The organism is Arthrobacter sp. B0490 (genome assembly GCF_002929355.1).
GTDB lineage: Bacteria > Actinomycetota > Actinomycetes > Actinomycetales > Micrococcaceae > Arthrobacter_D.
The window spans coordinates 156,165-171,440 of the sequence record NZ_PJIR01000002.1 but is presented as its reverse complement, the minus strand read 5'-3'; the positions used below and the strand labels follow the sequence as shown (position 1 = coordinate 171,440).

16 protein-coding genes are annotated in these 15,276 nt (G+C 67.6%); 7 read left to right on the top strand and 9 right to left on the bottom strand.

What is annotated here, in order from left to right:
- Nucleotides 1–70: 70 nt before the first annotated feature.
- Nucleotides 71–1,519, bottom strand: a complete 1,449-nt coding sequence (locus CXQ97_RS03740; RefSeq protein ID WP_146069566.1) for a hypothetical protein — start codon at nt 1,517–1,519, stop codon at nt 71–73.
- Between the two features lie 229 nt (nt 1,520–1,748).
- On the opposite strand from CXQ97_RS03740, the gene CXQ97_RS03735 reads away from it, so the two are divergent.
- Together CXQ97_RS03735 and CXQ97_RS03730 are read left to right on the top strand one after the other, a co-directional pair.
- Entirely contained in the window at nt 1,749–2,225 is a 477-nt protein-coding gene (locus CXQ97_RS03735) for a hypothetical protein (RefSeq protein ID WP_146069565.1), read from the top strand.
- 107 nt (nt 2,226–2,332) lie between these two features.
- Nucleotides 2,333–2,719: an SHOCT domain-containing protein gene (locus CXQ97_RS03730; protein ID WP_104179504.1), complete on the top strand. Its 387-nt coding sequence runs from the start codon at nt 2,333–2,335 to the stop codon at nt 2,717–2,719.
- A gap of 127 nt (nt 2,720–2,846) precedes the next feature.
- Here the strand turns inward: CXQ97_RS03730 and CXQ97_RS03725 are convergent, their stop codons facing one another.
- Complete coding sequence (locus CXQ97_RS03725) at nt 2,847–3,407, bottom strand: potassium channel family protein (RefSeq protein WP_104179503.1); 561 nt, start codon at nt 3,405–3,407, stop codon at nt 2,847–2,849.
- Nucleotides 3,408–3,590: 183 nt separating this feature from the next.
- On the opposite strand from CXQ97_RS03725, the gene cls reads away from it, so the two are divergent.
- From cls to CXQ97_RS03710, 3 genes are read left to right on the top strand one after another with little or no spacing between them, the layout of a single operon-like run.
- Nucleotides 3,591–5,096: a cardiolipin synthase gene (gene cls, locus CXQ97_RS03720; RefSeq protein ID WP_104179502.1), complete on the top strand. Its 1,506-nt coding sequence runs from the start codon at nt 3,591–3,593 to the stop codon at nt 5,094–5,096.
- 12 nt (nt 5,097–5,108) lie between these two features.
- Nucleotides 5,109–6,260: an AI-2E family transporter gene (locus tag CXQ97_RS03715; RefSeq protein ID WP_104179501.1), complete on the top strand. Its 1,152-nt coding sequence runs from the start codon at nt 5,109–5,111 to the stop codon at nt 6,258–6,260.
- 39 nt (nt 6,261–6,299) lie between these two features.
- Nucleotides 6,300–6,965 (top strand): GAP family protein, encoded by a 666-nt coding sequence (locus CXQ97_RS03710; protein ID WP_181034962.1) that lies wholly within the window; start codon nt 6,300–6,302, stop codon nt 6,963–6,965.
- A 26-nt stretch (nt 6,966–6,991) separates the two neighbouring features.
- Here CXQ97_RS03710 and CXQ97_RS03705 read toward each other — a convergent pair whose 3' ends face one another.
- Nucleotides 6,992–7,363 carry a VOC family protein gene (locus CXQ97_RS03705; RefSeq protein ID WP_104179499.1) on the bottom strand — a complete coding sequence of 124 codons (372 nt, stop codon included), beginning with the start codon at nt 7,361–7,363 and terminating at the stop codon, nt 6,992–6,994.
- A gap of 188 nt (nt 7,364–7,551) precedes the next feature.
- On the opposite strand from CXQ97_RS03705, the gene CXQ97_RS03700 reads away from it, so the two are divergent.
- On the top strand, nt 7,552–8,181 hold the full coding sequence (locus CXQ97_RS03700) for a sigma-70 family RNA polymerase sigma factor (RefSeq protein WP_104179498.1): 630 nt from the start codon (nt 7,552–7,554) through the stop codon (nt 8,179–8,181).
- Nucleotides 8,182–8,428: 247 nt separating this feature from the next.
- On the opposite strand, the gene CXQ97_RS03695 is transcribed toward CXQ97_RS03700, so the two are convergent.
- Nucleotides 8,429–9,037, bottom strand: a complete 609-nt coding sequence (locus CXQ97_RS03695; RefSeq protein ID WP_104179497.1) for a hypothetical protein — start codon at nt 9,035–9,037, stop codon at nt 8,429–8,431.
- 87 nt (nt 9,038–9,124) lie between these two features.
- Nucleotides 9,125–10,144 (bottom strand): DUF808 domain-containing protein, encoded by a 1,020-nt coding sequence (locus CXQ97_RS03690; protein ID WP_104179836.1) that lies wholly within the window; start codon nt 10,142–10,144, stop codon nt 9,125–9,127.
- A gap of 179 nt (nt 10,145–10,323) precedes the next feature.
- On the opposite strand from CXQ97_RS03690, the gene CXQ97_RS03685 reads away from it, so the two are divergent.
- Entirely contained in the window at nt 10,324–10,797 is a 474-nt protein-coding gene (locus tag CXQ97_RS03685; protein WP_104179835.1) for a cupin domain-containing protein, read from the top strand.
- A gap of 104 nt (nt 10,798–10,901) precedes the next feature.
- Here the strand turns inward: CXQ97_RS03685 and CXQ97_RS03680 are convergent, their stop codons facing one another.
- From CXQ97_RS03680 to CXQ97_RS03665, 4 genes are all read right to left on the bottom strand, one after another.
- A complete protein-coding gene (locus CXQ97_RS03680) occupies nt 10,902–11,339 on the bottom strand; it encodes a VOC family protein (protein WP_104179496.1) in 438 nt (145 codons plus the stop codon).
- Nucleotides 11,340–11,534: 195 nt separating this feature from the next.
- A complete protein-coding gene (locus CXQ97_RS03675) occupies nt 11,535–13,091 on the bottom strand; it encodes a GDSL-type esterase/lipase family protein (RefSeq protein ID WP_104179495.1) in 1,557 nt (518 codons plus the stop codon).
- A 111-nt stretch (nt 13,092–13,202) separates the two neighbouring features.
- Nucleotides 13,203–14,102 (bottom strand): SGNH/GDSL hydrolase family protein, encoded by a 900-nt coding sequence (locus CXQ97_RS03670; RefSeq protein WP_104179494.1) that lies wholly within the window; start codon nt 14,100–14,102, stop codon nt 13,203–13,205.
- A 285-nt stretch (nt 14,103–14,387) separates the two neighbouring features.
- Complete coding sequence (locus CXQ97_RS03665; RefSeq protein ID WP_258062222.1) at nt 14,388–15,185, bottom strand: EAL domain-containing protein; 798 nt, start codon at nt 15,183–15,185, stop codon at nt 14,388–14,390.
- Between the last annotated feature and the right edge of the window lie 91 nt (nt 15,186–15,276).

The following is a 15,276-nucleotide window of genomic DNA, read 5'->3' as shown; positions in this document are numbered from 1 at the left end:
TGGTGCGACCCGGCCCGGGCCGTGCCCACCCGACGGCGGGGAAGGCTGAAGTCCCTTGGTCCGGTTCATCTCAGGGGAACTCCTGTCCCTGCACCCGGGGGCCCGCGGCGAGGACCGTCTCCGAGGAACGCCGGGTTCCTGCCGGGCGGCACGCGAGCTCGACGACGAGTATCAGCGCCACGACGACGACGAGCGTCCACGCGGCCACGGCCGCGGTCGGGTCCGGCCAGAAGACGAGGAGGAGAAGCGCAAGGCCGACCACGGCGCCCTCGATCACGCGCCGGTACCTCGCCAGGGAGCGCTGCCATGGTCGGACGCTTCCCGTGGGGGCTCTGCGGGAGACGGCATCACCGGCGCGTGCCAGACCGTTGCGGAGTTCCGTGGCCGTTCGTGATCGACCGAGAAGGAAGGCGACCAGGGCGATCAGGAGGCTGACGACGAGGACGACCCGCAGGCTGGTCCGCAGCGGTGAGACCAGGGCGTCGAAAAGGCTTTCAGCCGCCGCCGGTGAGAGCACGTCGGGCGGGACCACGGAGAGGTAGACGCCCCGACCGATGGCCAGCCCGAGGGCGAGCAAGGCCATGGCCGCGGCGGACGCCAGGCCGATCGCACCGGTGACGCGGCGCCGTCGCCCCCGGGGTGCGACGGCGATGGCTCCGACGGCGCTCAGGACCGACAGTCCGACGAGGAAGGGTGCAGCACGGTCCAGCGTGTCGAGGGCCCGGGCGGCCCGGGCCAGTTCGGGCGACTGGAAGAGGGTGATGCGGGCGTCCGTGTCGGGAATCCTCGCCGCGATACCGACTCCCTGCTGGAGGAGCCGGTCCTTGACCTCGGCGACGATCTCACGCGAGGAGATGGTGACGGCACCGGTCTCATCGATCGTGACACCCCCATCGGTCCTTCCCTCGGCCAGACTCACGAGGGCCTGGTGGGCGGTCCGGTTCGCGCCGATCCACAGGTCCTCGAACCGGGGACTCTCCACGAACCGCGTCACCGCCGTCCCGACCAGGGATTCGAACTGCTCGGCGATCGCCGGCGCGAGCCCCGTGATGACGGGAGCCACCCGCGGCGTGTCCCGGGTGAGTTCGGTCAGGGCGTCCCGGGTGGCTCCTTCGACATCCGCCGCCCGGGTGATCTGTTCGGTGACCTTGCCGGCGATCTCGCGCTGGACCGAGGGTTCCACCGCCAGAGGGGCGACGGTCGCCACGTACCGGTCGGTGTCCAGCAACTCCGCGCGGAGATACATGGCGGGTACGGCGACGAGCGCGGACACCGCGGTGAGGACGACGAGGAGGACGGCGGCCGCCCATCGCCAGGCCCGCGCAGGAGATCCTCCCCGCCGCACGGTCGCCGACTGCTGGGCCGCGTCCCGCTCCCGCTCGAGCTCGGCGACCTGGTACCTGAGGCGGGTGAGTTCCTCGCTCTCGGCGGTCATGGCGTCTCCGTCCTGCTCGACCGCACCACCCGGTACGCCCGCGCGGGACGGGGCAACGTCCGATCGCGCCGGTCCGACTTCCATGGAACGCTCCCTCCGGTCACGGAACTGCAGCCCTTGGATACTCCCCGAATACTCCCCGCACGACGGCGGTCCGGCCTCACCCGCTCAGGATGATCTGTCATCCTTCCCCCCGGCAGGCCTCGTTCTCATCCGGAAGGGGTGAGGACCCTGTCACATGCCGGAGCAACAATGGCTGCAGCAGCCGTGGGACGGGCAGCGGAACGGTCGTCAACCTACGAGGGAGCCTCCCGTGTCAACAATCCACCATCCTCTGGCCGCACCCCTCGCGATGGGGGTGACGATCCTGGTGCTGACGGGCTGCGGTTCCGGTGCGGCGACCGAGACGCCGGCCGCCCCCAGCAGCTCGACCAGCAGTACGAGCAGCGCACCGGGTGAAGCCGGTGCCGCGCGTCTCTGCGACGCCGCGACGGCGTTCGACGGGGCCGTCACCGATTTCAAGGCCACCCTCACCCCCGAGGTCACGATCGAGCAGCTCCGCACGGCGCGTGACGAGGTCGTCAAGACCTACAACGACATGGACAGGGCCGCGGTGGAAGTCGCCGAGGATCGGATGACGGCCGTCGCTGCTGCCGAACGCAACCTCGAGAAGGCCGTCGACGATGTCCGCGACCAGGCCACGGTGCCCGAAGCAGTCGAATCCCTGCGGACCGAAGCGACGGACCTGCAGACCGCAGTCACCGATCTCGCGAAGGAGGTCGAGTGCTGAGACCCAGATGATCCGGGACACGACTACTCAATTGAGGGCCGACCTCACCCCCTTGCGACCGCGTTCACGCAGAACACCGCCGCACCACTGCGAGCATGGGAAATAACATGAACTTCTTCGAAAACTTCTGGGACGTCGTCTGGTGGCTCTTCTGCTTGTACGCGTTCGTGGGCTACCTCTACGCCCTCTTCGCCGTGATGGGCGACGTCTTCCGCGACCGGGAGCTCAGCGGCTGGCTGAAAGCGGTCTGGCTCGTCGCCCTCGTCTTCATACCGTTCCTGACCGTACTCATCTATCTGGTCGTCCGGGGCAACGGGATGACGGAGCGGTCCCTGGACAGCGCCCGCCAGCGGCAGGAAGCGAACGAGGCGTACATCCGCAGCATTGCCTCCCCGAGCCCCAGCGACGAGATCACGAAGGCCAAGGGTCTCCTCGACTCGGGAACCATCACCCCGAGCGAGTTCGACGCGATCAAGTCGAAGGTAGCTGTCTGACCTCGGACGGTAGCTGTCCGACCTCAGCCGGTCAGGGGTCTCCCACCCGGGGGCCCCTGACCCGTGTCGGGGCGCAGCCGGACATCGCCGCCCCCTCAGGTGTGGCATTGGGGCGGTGAGCCGGCGCTCAGGCGACCCCGCGCGGCTGCCGGGCGGCGAAGAGGAAGACCTTCGCGATCAGCGCCAGGACCCCGAGGCCCGTGATCATCTGGACCGTCACAACGGCACGGGCGAGGTCGCTCTTCGGCGTGATATCGCCGAATCCGACGGTCGTGAGAATCGTACTGGTGAAATACAGGCCGTCCATCTTGCTGAGCGGTTCGCTGAACGAGGCGGGATCCGCCGTCGACAGAGCCGTATAGAGCATCGAGAAGAGGCAGAGGAACAACACGACGCTCTGCACCACGGCTTCCACCGCACGGACCACCGGCGCCTGGGCGCCGACCACCAGTCGGACCTGGAGGGTCATGGCCGCGAGGAACACCACGGCGACCAGGACGAGTCGCAGCCAGGCCGCCGTCGGATTGTCCTCGTCGAAGCCTCCGACCGGCATCACCGCGTACAGCAGGAGCGTCAGGCCCACGACGGAACCCGTGCGGACGACCGCGCCGAGCAGCAATCGACTCCGCGTTCCGCGGTCGAGGTGGACGAACAGCGCCGGGCGCTTCAGGTCCTGCCGCCGGATCATGAGCCATGGTATCCCTCGGACCACCGTGGCGAACCGGCAGGGCTTCCTCGAAACCGCAGTGCGCAGGGCGGCGGAGGACCTCGGCCGACGTGGTGCGTTCCCGTCCGCTCCCCTCTCTCATCCTTTAGGGGTGAGACCCCGGCGTTTTCCCGCGTAGACAATGAAGCATGTGCGTGGCGTCAGATGGACTGCGACACGATCGTCAAGATCCGGGGGTGCTCGGTGCTCGCCTATTTCCAGGACCCTGAGAGGGCTGCCTTGCTGGTGCTGGCGGTCCATCTCGTCCTGATCGCGGTGGCAGCTGTCTTTCTGTCCACGAACCGTCGGCCGTCGTCGGCCATCGCCTGGGTGCTGGCCATCATCTTCATACCGGTGCTCGGCGCCCTGGCCTTCCTGCTCGTGGGGAATGCGAAGCTGCCCCGCGGACGCCGCGAGAAGCAGCGCGAGGTGAACACCCGGGTCCTCGAGCGCGCCGAGGAGCCGCCTCCGGTCACCCACGAGGAGGACTGGCCCGAATGGCTCCACTCGGCCGTCACACTGAACCTGAACCTCGGGGCGCTCCCCATGGTCGGCGGCAATACCTTCGAGCTCCTCGACGACTACACCGGCACCTTCGACTCCATGATCGACGCCATCGACCAGGCCGACACCTACGTGCACGTGGAGTTCTACATCCTCGCGCGCGACGACACCACCAGGACGTTCTTCGATGCGCTCGCCCGGGCAACGGCACGCGGGGTCCACGTCCGGGTGCTGTCGGATCATCTCGCCGGCCTCATGTACCCGGGGCGGAAGGAGACCCTGGACTTCCTGCGACGGGCCGGAGCCGAGTACCACCCGATGCTGCCGCTCATGCCGCTGAAGGGGAAATGGCAGCGCCCCGATCTCCGCAACCATCGGAAGATCGTGGTGGTCGACGGCAGGGTGGGTTTCATGGGGTCGCAGAACCTCATCGACTCCAGTTACAACAAGGAGAGCAACAGGAGGCGCGGGCTCACCTGGCAGGAGCTGATGCTCCGGGTCGAGGGACCGATCGTGCGTGAACTCGATGCGGTCTTCGCCACCGACTGGTACAGCGAATCCGGGAGCGAGCTGCGGCTCAACCCGGCGCCGATGGCGACCCGCAACGGACGACCACTCCTCGATGCCCAGGTGCTGCCGAGCGGGCCGAGCTTCGACAGCGAGAACAACCTCAAGCTCTACACGGCGCTGATCCACAAGGCCGAGCACCGCATCAGCATCACCAGCCCCTACTTCGTACCCGAGGAATCCATCATGATGGCCATCGTGACGGCCGCCGCGCGAGGCCTCGACGTCGAACTGTTCGTCTCCGAGGTGGGCGACCAGCCGCTGGTCTACCATGCGCAACGGTCCTACTACGAGGCGCTGCTCCGCGCGGGCGTCCGCATCCATCTCTACCGCTCCCCCAAGGTCCTGCACTCGAAACACTTCACGATCGATGAGGACGTCGCCGTGATCGGATCGAGCAACATGGACGTCCGGTCGTTCGCCTTGAACATGGAGGTCTCCGTCCTGGTCCACGGGCCGTGGCTGGTCGATTCGATGCGGCGGGTGGAGGACGGGTACCGGGCGAAGAGCGTCGAGCTCCTCCTCGACGACTGGATACGACGGCCCAGGAAGCAGAAGGCGCTCGACAATCTTGCCCGGCTCACCGCATCCCTGCAGTAGAAGGAGAATCCGATGGTGCCGGAACTCCCCGGTCCTGATCCGCGACCCGCCCTCCCCCGCAGCACCACACTCCTGCTCGCACTCGGCGGAGCGACCGTGGCAGCCTTCGGGATCGCGGCGATCAGGGGTGTCTTCACCCCGGTGTTCCTCGCGTTCGTCCTCACCCTCTGCGTGCACCCGCTCCGGAGCTGGATGCACCGGCACGGGGTCCCGCGGGGCATCGCCACTACGACGTCGATCGCTGCCGTCTTCGCCCTCCTCCTCGCCTTCGGCATGGTCCTGGTGTCGGCTCTCGCGCAGTTCTCCGCACTTCTCCCCCAGTTCGCGCCGCAGCTGGATCGGGTGGGCGTTGCCGTGGCGGAGACGCTGGCGGCGGTGGGTTTCGGCGCGGAGCAGACCGACGGGGTCCGGGAGGGGTTGACGCCGGAGCGCATCATCGGTTTCGTCAACGGGCTGCTGGGAAGCGTCACGACGGTGGTGAGCGCCCTCGTGGTCGTCCTGACGATGCTGATCCTCATGGCGGTCGACGGGTCCCGCGTGCCCGCGCTCCTCACCTTCCTGACCATCCACCGGCCGGCGCTCGTCTCCGCGTTCATCGGCTTCGGGGCCGGGGTCCGCCGCTACATGGTCGCCACCACGGTGCTCGGTGTCGCCCAGGGCGCCTTCAACTGGCTGGTGCTCGTCCTCCTCCAGGTTCCGGGCGCCCTCCTCTGGGGCCTGCTCTCCTTCATCTGCAGCTTCATCCCGAACGTCGGCTACTTCATCGCGATCGTCCCGCCGCTGTTCTTCGGGTTCCTCAGCGGAGGGTGGCCGACCGCGATCGGGGTGATCATCGTCTACGGCGTGATCAACAGCGCCATCCAGTCCGTGATCCAGCCGAAGTACATCGGCAATGCGGTGTCCCTCAGCGAGACCCTGACGTTCGTGTCCGTGCTCTTCTGGGCCCTGATCCTGGGGCCGATCGGTGCCATCCTCGCCGTTCCGCTGACCCTGCTGGTCCGGGCGGTCCTCATCGACGCGGACCCGTCGACGGGCTGGCGGAGGGCCCTGACCGGGGACAAGTCGGATCTCGAGGAGATCCTCAGGGACGAGGACAACGAGATCCGGATCCGGCGGGCCCACTGGAGGGCGAGACTCCCCTCCCCACGCGAGGAGGAGGCATGACGTCTTCTCCGCATGCCCGCGACACCGCATGAGGCTCCCATGCTGAGCCTTCTCATCAGCCTGTTGCCCGTCGCCCTGGCCGGGGCGATGAGCACGGTACCCGCCAGCGTGACCATCATCATCCTGTTGTCCCCGAACGCCCACCGCGGCGCCCTGTCGTTCCTCATCGGCAGCCTCGCCGGGGCGGCCCTGCTGGTGGGTGGTGCGGCCCTCGGTCTGCGGTTCCTGCCGGTCCGGCAGGGTGCGGACCAGAACCTGCAGCTGGCAGTGGTCGGTCTGGTCGTGGCGGCATGCGTGACCGGCTACGCCGTCCACCTCCTGTCACGCCCACGCAGGACGGACAGCGCGGTGCTGGGCAGACTGCGGACCCGCGTCGGCTCGGCCCGTCCCTGGGAGTTCCTGATCCTGGGAACGGCCCTGAACCTACGGCCGAAGGCGATCCTGCTCTCGCTGACCGCGGGCGCACTCATCGGGCTCCAGGACCTCCGGCTTCTCGCAGGGACGCTGGTCGTCCTCGGATACGTGCTGGTCGCCCAGGCGGAGATCCTCGTACCGATCGTCCTGCGGATGCGGCGGCCGGAACACGCCGATGCGATGCTGACCGGCCTGGACGCATGGATGCAGCGCCACAGCCAGACGATCACGGGCGTCACCCTCCTGCTGGTCGGGTTGTTCATCGCGGGGCTGAGCGTCGCCCGGCTCTGAGGGCCGAATCCGACGCCCGCCCGGGCTCACTGCGCTGCGATCACGCTCATGATGTTGCCGGAGGGGTCCGTGAACCAGGCGATGAGCGGGCCGCCCCGCCGGTTCACGCCCCTGTCGTCCGTCATGCCGTCGTAGTGGAGGAAGGCGACGCCCCTGGCCGTGAGTTCGTCGACCGCGGCGTCGACATCCGTCACAGGGAAGTTCAGGACGGTGAACGATGCGGGCTCGTGCTCCTGGCCCTTCGGATACGCGAGGACGTGGTGGCCGCTCCCCAGATCGATCGACAGCATCCCGTGATCCTCCCTGACCGACAGCCCGAGGACGTCCTCGTAGAACGCCTTCGCCTGGGGGATGTCGCGGACCGAGAAACCGCTGAACGCCTTCGTAGCATCGATCATGCGCCCCAGTGTGCCACCGCTGCTCGACTGCCGACAGCCCTCAGGCCCGAACCTGTCGATTTTCTCCTGTCGGACACCGGCGACGTGTGGTTGGCTGTTCCTAGGTTACTTAGCAATCCGATGGATGTCGGCACACCGTGCCCTCACCAGCTGGTTGACGCCGATGGTGACCAGAAGGTCTCACGCACATGCTCACCGCCCAGATCCCGGCCGTGTCCCCCGCACCGCCTCCGTTCGTCGCGTACCCCGTCGACGAGCTCGACCAACACGCCTGCGAACCAGGGGCCCTGCTGCTTCGTGTCGCACAGGGTGATGTGCAGGCGTTCGACGCCCTCTACAGGCAGACGTCCCGCCGCGTCTACGGAATCGTCCGCAAGATCGTCTGCGATGCCGAGATGAGTGCGGAGACGACACAGGACGTGTTCCTCGCCCTCTGGCAGGGGGGAGCCGCTCGCTTCGATCCGGCGCTGGGCACCGGGATGTCGTGGATCATGACACTCGCGTACCGGCGCGCGGTCGACAAGGTCCGCACAGAGGAATCCCACCGCATCAGGGACCTCCGGTGGGGTATCAAGAACCGGGAGGTCGACTACGACCAGGTCGCCGATGCGGTCCTGCACCAGCTCGAGGCTGATGCTCTCCGGGGGAGCCTGAGCAGCCTGTCCGGCGTCCAACGCGAAGCGATCCACCTCGCGTACTACGCGGGCATGACCTACGCCGAGGTCGCCGAGTACCTCGAGATCCCCGTACCGACCGCCAAGACCCGCATCCGGGACGGCATCAAGCGACTCAGGAGTTGCCTGCAGGGCGCAGTCTGAGCCGGACGCCCGTCCGCCGCCGGGACGCAGGTTCGACCCTCAGGGCACGATCCTCGGTGACGGTGTGGGTGCGGAAGGACCGGCGACAACTCCCCCCGGCCGCCGGCTGCTTGAAAACCGGGAGGAATCCCACGTTCGTGCACGGGGCTCGTCGGTGTGTCCGGCGGAGTCCCGCGACCGAGGCCGGGGAACATCTTCAGGGTGTCTACAGTATGCACCCGCGATCTGCAGCGCCCGACCCGGCGGATCAGCTCTCCCGCAGCTCGTGCGCCGGCTGTCCGGCGTCGACCCGTCGTCCTCGTCGGAAGAACCCGAGGCTGTACGCCAGCAGGAGGCATGACATCGCCCACCCGGCGAGGACGGCGGACAGGAGTGCGCCGGTCGTCGTGCCGATCACGAGGCCGATACCGCCGAGGACGACGAGCGTCCCGCCCAACGTGTAGAACATGCGCTCGGAGAACGCCCATGCGAAAGGCAGGAAGTGCACACCCACGACCAGGGTGATCAGTGCCGGCCGGAGATGCCCGGCTCCGGCGTCGTCGATCAGGCGCGTGCCCGCCGCGATCACGGCGAACTCGGCCACCACGCACAGGACATAGACACCCATCTGCCATGGCCCCGCCGGGACGAGCGGCCCCAGTGGCCGCGGGCTGACGAACAGGAACCAGAGCGTGGCCGCGACGGCGACGAGAACCAGGATGCGGACACCGACGGCGAGGGGGTCGGAGAAGCCGGGCGTGTAGCCGAAGACGAAGACACAGGCTCCGACCAGTCCGATCAGCGTCCCGAACCGCCGGGGGTCGGCGAACCTGGGCGGGGAGTCCGCGGGCAGGGTACGGGGGGCGAGGTCCATCATGGCGTCAGCCTGCCAGAGAGGCGGGGGAAGCAACACCCCCGTCGAGGCGACGTCGGAACGGTCCGGGTTGCCGGCCCGTGGATGGAGTCAGGAGTCGGGGTCGGCAGTGCGTTTCGCCGGCCGGTAGCCGGCGACGGCGGCGCGGACGTCGCCCTCCTCGTGCCCGCCCTTCCTGCCGGACGGCAGCAGCTTCAGCAGCGGGTGCACGATCGCCATGACGACGAGACCCCAGGCGAATCCGAGGACGGCCGAGCACAGGGTGTTCACGAGCCAGGCCAGGAATCCGCCCACCACAGGGATACCGGCGAAAGGTGCCTCCAGGACGTGGACCAGGTCGTACGGAAGATGCCACCCGAGGTCGTAGGCCCCCTGGAGCATGATGTGGCCACCGACCCACAGCATCGCGATCGTGCCGACGAGGGTGATCGCGGTCAGCACGGTGGGCATCCCCCGGACGAGCAGCTCGCCGAAACGCTGGGAGCCCGCGGAGTCCTTCGTCGTCAGGTGCAGACCGAAATCGTCCATCTTGACGATGAGGGCGACCGCACCGTACACGAGCACCGTGATCGCGAGTGCGACGACGACGAGGATGAGCGCCCGCACCCACAGGGACTCGTCGGCCACCTCGTTCATGGAGATGACCATGATCTCGCAGGAGAGGATGAAGTCGGTCGTGATGGCACCCTTGGTGACCTTGGCTTCCGCTTCCGGGCCCCGTTCGACCGCCGGCGACTTCTCGGCCGTCGAATGGCCGCGGAGCTTGTGCCAGACCTTCTCGGCGCCCTCGTAGCAGAGGTAGGTGCCGCCCAGCATGAGGATGAACGGGATGATCGCGGGGACGAAGGCGCTCACGAGCAGCAGCGCCGGAAGGATGATCAGCAGCTTGTTCCGGAGCGAGCCCCAGAAGATCCGCTTGATCATCGGCAGCTCACGGGACGGGTCGGCCCCGGATACGTACTGCGGCGTGACGGCGGCGTCGTCGATGACCACCCCGGCAGCCTTGGCGCCCGCCTTCGCGGCACCGGCAGCGACGTCGTCGATCGACGCGGCCGCTATGCGGGTCAGGGCTGCGACGTCGTCCAGCAGGGCGACGAGACCCCCGCTCACGGTCGTCTCCCGCACTGCTCGAGGACGGACGGCTGGGAGTGGGTGCTCCGGGCGGGGCTCGTGATGGGCATGCTTGGATTATAGGGTGGCGGCGTAGTCCATTGCCTGACGGTCTGTCGTCGCGCGTCGTTCCTCCTCCGTTCTCGCTACCCGGGCGGGACATGGGACAGAATGCGGTCATGGACATCACCGACAACGGACCGAACCCGAACGCCTTCGACATCGAGAGTGCTGCGACAGAGAACTCCGCCTACCGCCGCGTCGCCTGGACGGGCAAGCACCTGCAGGTGACGCTCATGTCGATCGAGCCCGGAGGAGCGATCGGCCTCGAAGTGCATCACGGCACCGACCAGTTCCTGCGCATCGATGCCGGGAAGGGCCGCGTCAAGATGGGGCCTTCGAAGGACGACCTCTCGTTCCAGCAGGACGTCGCGGACGGTTGGAGCATCCAGGTGCCTGCCGGCACCTGGCACGACGTCGAGAACACCGGGGACCAGCCGCTGCGCCTCTACACGATCTACGCGCCCACGCACCACGCCCAGGGCATCGTGCAGGAGACCCCGGAGGCTGCCGAGAAGGACGAGGAGCAGGGCCGCGACGAGCCGCCGTCGTGGGTCGAAGAAGTCGACGACAAGGGCGAGGAGAGCGCCTGAGCATCGGTCGGGGTCGGTCGACGGACCTGCCGGGGACGCCCGCCGTCGACCGCCCGCATCGCTGCGCGGGCGGTCGACGGCGGTTACGGGTCAGGGATCGCCGATCAGCCCTTGTCCAGTTCCTGGGCGAGCATCACGATGATGCCGCTGGGGCCGCGGACATAGGTGAGCCTGTAGACGTCTCCGTAGGTCGCCACGCCGCGCAGGGGGTAGCAGCCGTGCCCCGCGGCGATCTCGAGGGCCCTGTCGATGTCGTCGACCGAGAACGCGACGCGGTGCATGCCGATCTCGTTGGGTCGGGTGGGTTCCGTCTCGATCGCGTCGGGGTGGAGGTACTCGAAGAGTTCGAGGCGACCCTCGCCATCGGGGGTCTGGAGCATGGCGATCCTGGCGTGGTTGCCGTCGAGACCGACCGCGGTGTCGGCCCACTCCCCGCTGACTGTGTCGCGGCCGAGAACAGTGAGCCCGAGGTCGGTGAAGAAGGCGATCGCCGCTTCGATGTCGCGGACCGCGATACCGACGTTCTCGAGTCTGATGGGCATGCGGCACACGCTATCAAGACCCAGCAACCCCGGTAGCGGTCGCAGTGTCGATGACGTATCTGTTCCTGCTCGTGCTCTGCCTGCTCTTCTCCGCCACCCTCGTCGTAGCGTCCCTGGGCATGCGTCATGCAGAAGGCCTGGACCGGACGCGTCCCCTCCCCCGGAGCGGCAACGAGTACCGATCGTCGAACCTCGTCACCTGCCCAGTGCGGCTGCCAGCCTCCCGGTGTACAGCGTGGCGACCGCATCGTGCCCCGCCTGCGCCAGGTGGACGTCGTCCAGGTACTGGGCGTTGGCGGCGCTGGCGAGGCCGGCAACGGAGATGAACGTGACACCCTGGTTGGCAGCATTGGCGGCGAGGACAGCGTCGATGTGACGGCGCTGGACGTGCTGGGCGTCGTTGCGGGACATGACACCGTTGATCACGATCCTGCTCTGCGGATACATCAGCTTCAGCTTCGCCCACAGGGCCGAGCTGTCGGCGATGACCTGTGCGTCGGTCTTCCACGTCGTCGCGTCGTTGCCGCCCATGGAGACCAGGACGAGGCCGGGGGTGCCTCCCGGAAAGGGCACGAGTCCCTGCTGGACTGCGGTCCAGCCGGTTCCACCGGCCCAGGGGCTGGAGGTGGAGTAACCGAGGCCGCCGAACGCCAGGTGCGAGGCCTGGTCGGTGAAGCCCATGGCCCGGGCGCCCTGTTCGCTCCAGGAGTTCCCGTCGAGCTGCGAATCGCCGTAGAGCACCACCGACGTCGCGGTGGCCACGACATCTGTGAACGGGTACACGGGCCCTCCCGGAGGGAGCGTAGCGCCAGCCGCGTTCGTCGTGATCACGCCCCTCTCCAGCTGGGTGTGGGTGCCTGCGGCATCCGTCCAGGTGTCCGTCGTCGGCCAGCCGTACCTGCCGAAATCCTGGGCCAGCGTGTTGAAGTGGGCGGTGTCGATGCTCCTGGGGCCGGTGTTCCAGGCCCAGGTGATCACGCCTCCTTGGAAGCGCTGGTAGTAGCCGCCCTGCCAGGCGACCTTGGGGCTGGTCGGCATGCCCAGGTAGGACTCCGGGCCGCCCTTGTTCTCGTAGTAGGTCTGGATGTGGCCGCCCGTGGTGGAGTTCGTCCCGCTGGCGCCCGACCAGTAGACCTTCCCACCCTCGAAGTCCTGCCGGACACCGTTCCTGACGGCGACTTCTTCGGATCTGGGATAGCCGAGGAAGCCGCGCTCGTATCGGGTGGCCGCGTAGTAGCCCTTGATCGCGCCTGCGACGACCCGTGCGCCGGTTCCAGGCGACCAGTAGATGTAGCCGTTCTGGAAGTTCTGGACTGCCCCACCACGGACGGTGAGCCCGAATTCGTCACCGGTCGGGAAACCGAGGAATCCCCTCGTCCATCCCGAGGCCGCGTACCGTGCGCCGATCGCGTAATTGAGGACCATCTGCGCGCCGGTCCTCTGGGTCCAGAGGATGTAGCCCTTCTGAAAGCGCTGAGAACAACTGACGGCGTCGCAGTTCTTGCTGCCGATCGGGTTGCCGAGCGTGGCACGGTTGGCGTTCCACTTGGTGTAGGTCAATCCGTCGACGGTGTAGCCGGCGACGTTGATCATGGGCAGGGCGACGGTAGGCGCAGTGACCGCCTGCGCAGGGGGCGCGGCGCCGATTCCGGCCAGCAGGATTCCGCCTGCCACCACCAGCGAGGTCAGTGCGGATGCGGTCCGGCGCAGAGGACGCGCGTGAATCAGCGAAGTATGGACATCGTTGGCCATGTTTTCCCCCGTTTGTGGGCTCGTGGAAGGAAGACTACTCGGTGCCGGGCGAGGCGCCAATGAAATCGGCCCGAATCCTTTTCACTACGCCGGAGAACAATTCCGGGTGATTCAGGGCTGGGCTTCGGGCGGCGTCTGATGCACGCTGGTCAGGCCGGGCGGGGTGAGCTGCATGTCCTTCAACTGGGCTCCCAGCACACCGGCAAGGCGATCATGGCCGGCCTGGGTCAGGTGCACCGTGTCGGCCATCTCTGCAACTGCCTGGAAACGGGTCAACCAGTCGCCCGGGCTGATGAAGAGGAAGTTGCGACTCATGGCGAAGGCGCCCAGAACGCCGTCCACCTCAGCGCGCCTTCCGCCACCATGGGCAACTCCTGTTGCCAGGGTCCCGATCAGGACGATCTTCGATGAGGCGTACGTCCGGCTGAGCGTGGAGACGACCGCGTCGGCGCCTCCGACGATCTGCTCATCGGAGGCGCCCAGCGCCGCGTCGTTGCCCCCGCCCTGAACGACGATGAGCGCAGGATCCGCGCACGGCAGCACCCATTGTCCCTGGATGAGTGCCGAGGGGTAATTGGTCGCGCCGCTGTCGTTCATGGCCACGAACCCTGTGCCGCCCGCCCCCACGAACCGGACGTCGTACCCTACGCCTCGCAGCCCGGCCTGCGTCCAGGTCCGGTCGGCGGCGACCCCGGCCGCGCCACTGGACTGGGAATCACCGATCAACAGGGCTGTCCGACCGGGATCCGGCAGTTCCAGCCCGGGACCCTTGCTGATGGGATCGATGCACGGGGCAGGAGGCGGTTCTGTGGGGGGCGGTGAGGGCGTGATCGCCGCCGTCGGGCTCGCAGATGCCGTCGGGGACGCCGAGGCCGCCTGCGCGGTGGGCGACGGGTCGGCCGATGCCGGAGGCGTGCTTGCCGTCCTCGGCGGGGGCGACCCGAGGCCGCCGCCATCGGCCGCTGTCGCCATGAGCAGGATCCCGGCAGCGAGACTCGCGCCAACGGTCATAGCAGCCCGGAATCGTCCGTGTCTTGTCCTGTGAATGGTGTCCCCCTGCAGCATCCGAGCCCTCCGGGTCCGCCATCGATTCAACGGACGTCGGTAGGAGCAGTGTCGGCCGCGGACCTCGAAGCGGTGCCGGGAATCTCACGACGCTCCAGCACTGTTCCAGACATCAGAATTCCCGGAGAACCGACGAGGGTCTCGCGGACGGACACCTCCGCAGGATAACCCGGCAAGCGCGAAAGCGTGATTTCCAGGACCGGAATTGTGACACGCGGGAAAGCGAAGAGCCTAAGCGACAGCGCCGATGTCGGGGACGACCCCGAACCGTAGGCGCGGAAGTTTCTCGAATTCCGGCTTCGCGAACCAATACCCCTGGAAGAGGCGGATCCCACGCGCCTTCAGGAACAGGAATTCCGCCTCGGACTCGATGCCCTCTGCGAGCACGGTCATGCCGAGATCCTCGGCGATTCCCACGATGCCGCCGATGACGGCCTGGCGGGCCGGGCTGCCGTCCACTCCCCGGACGAGCTTCATATCGATCTTGATCAGGTCCGGCTGGAACTCGACCAAGAGCCCCAGTCCCGCATGACCGGCACCGAAGTCGTCGATGGCGGTGGTGAAACCATGCTTCCGATACTCGGTGATGATGTTCGTCAGGTGACCGGTGTCCGCGATCTCCTCGTTCTCCGTGAATTCGAACATGATCGACGACGTCGGAAAGCTGCACCGGGCAGCTGCGAGCAGCGTCGCTCGCAGGCAGGCAGCCGGTTCGTAGACCGCATTGGGCATGAAGTTGATCGACAGCTTCAAGTCCTCGCCCTCGGGGAACAGTCGCGATGCCAGCTCGATCGCCTTGACGCGGCAGTCCTGGTCGAAGCGATACTTCTGCTCCGGCGAGACCTGCGACAGGACCTGGAAAGCGCCCTCGCCCGATAGGCCTCTGACGAGCGCCTCATAGCCCCACACGCGCTCGTCGACGGCGTCGTAGATCGGCTGGAAAGCCATACTGAACTCGAAATCGAGCCTTGTGGATGTCGCGCAGCCGTTGCATGCCATGCAGAACGCCCCCTCACTGGTCTCGTCCACCCTAGGACACACGGTGCAGGACGGCCTCGAGGCGCGGCGGGGACATCCACCACGTGCAGGATCGGCCGACTTGCCCTACGGACCTCGTGGA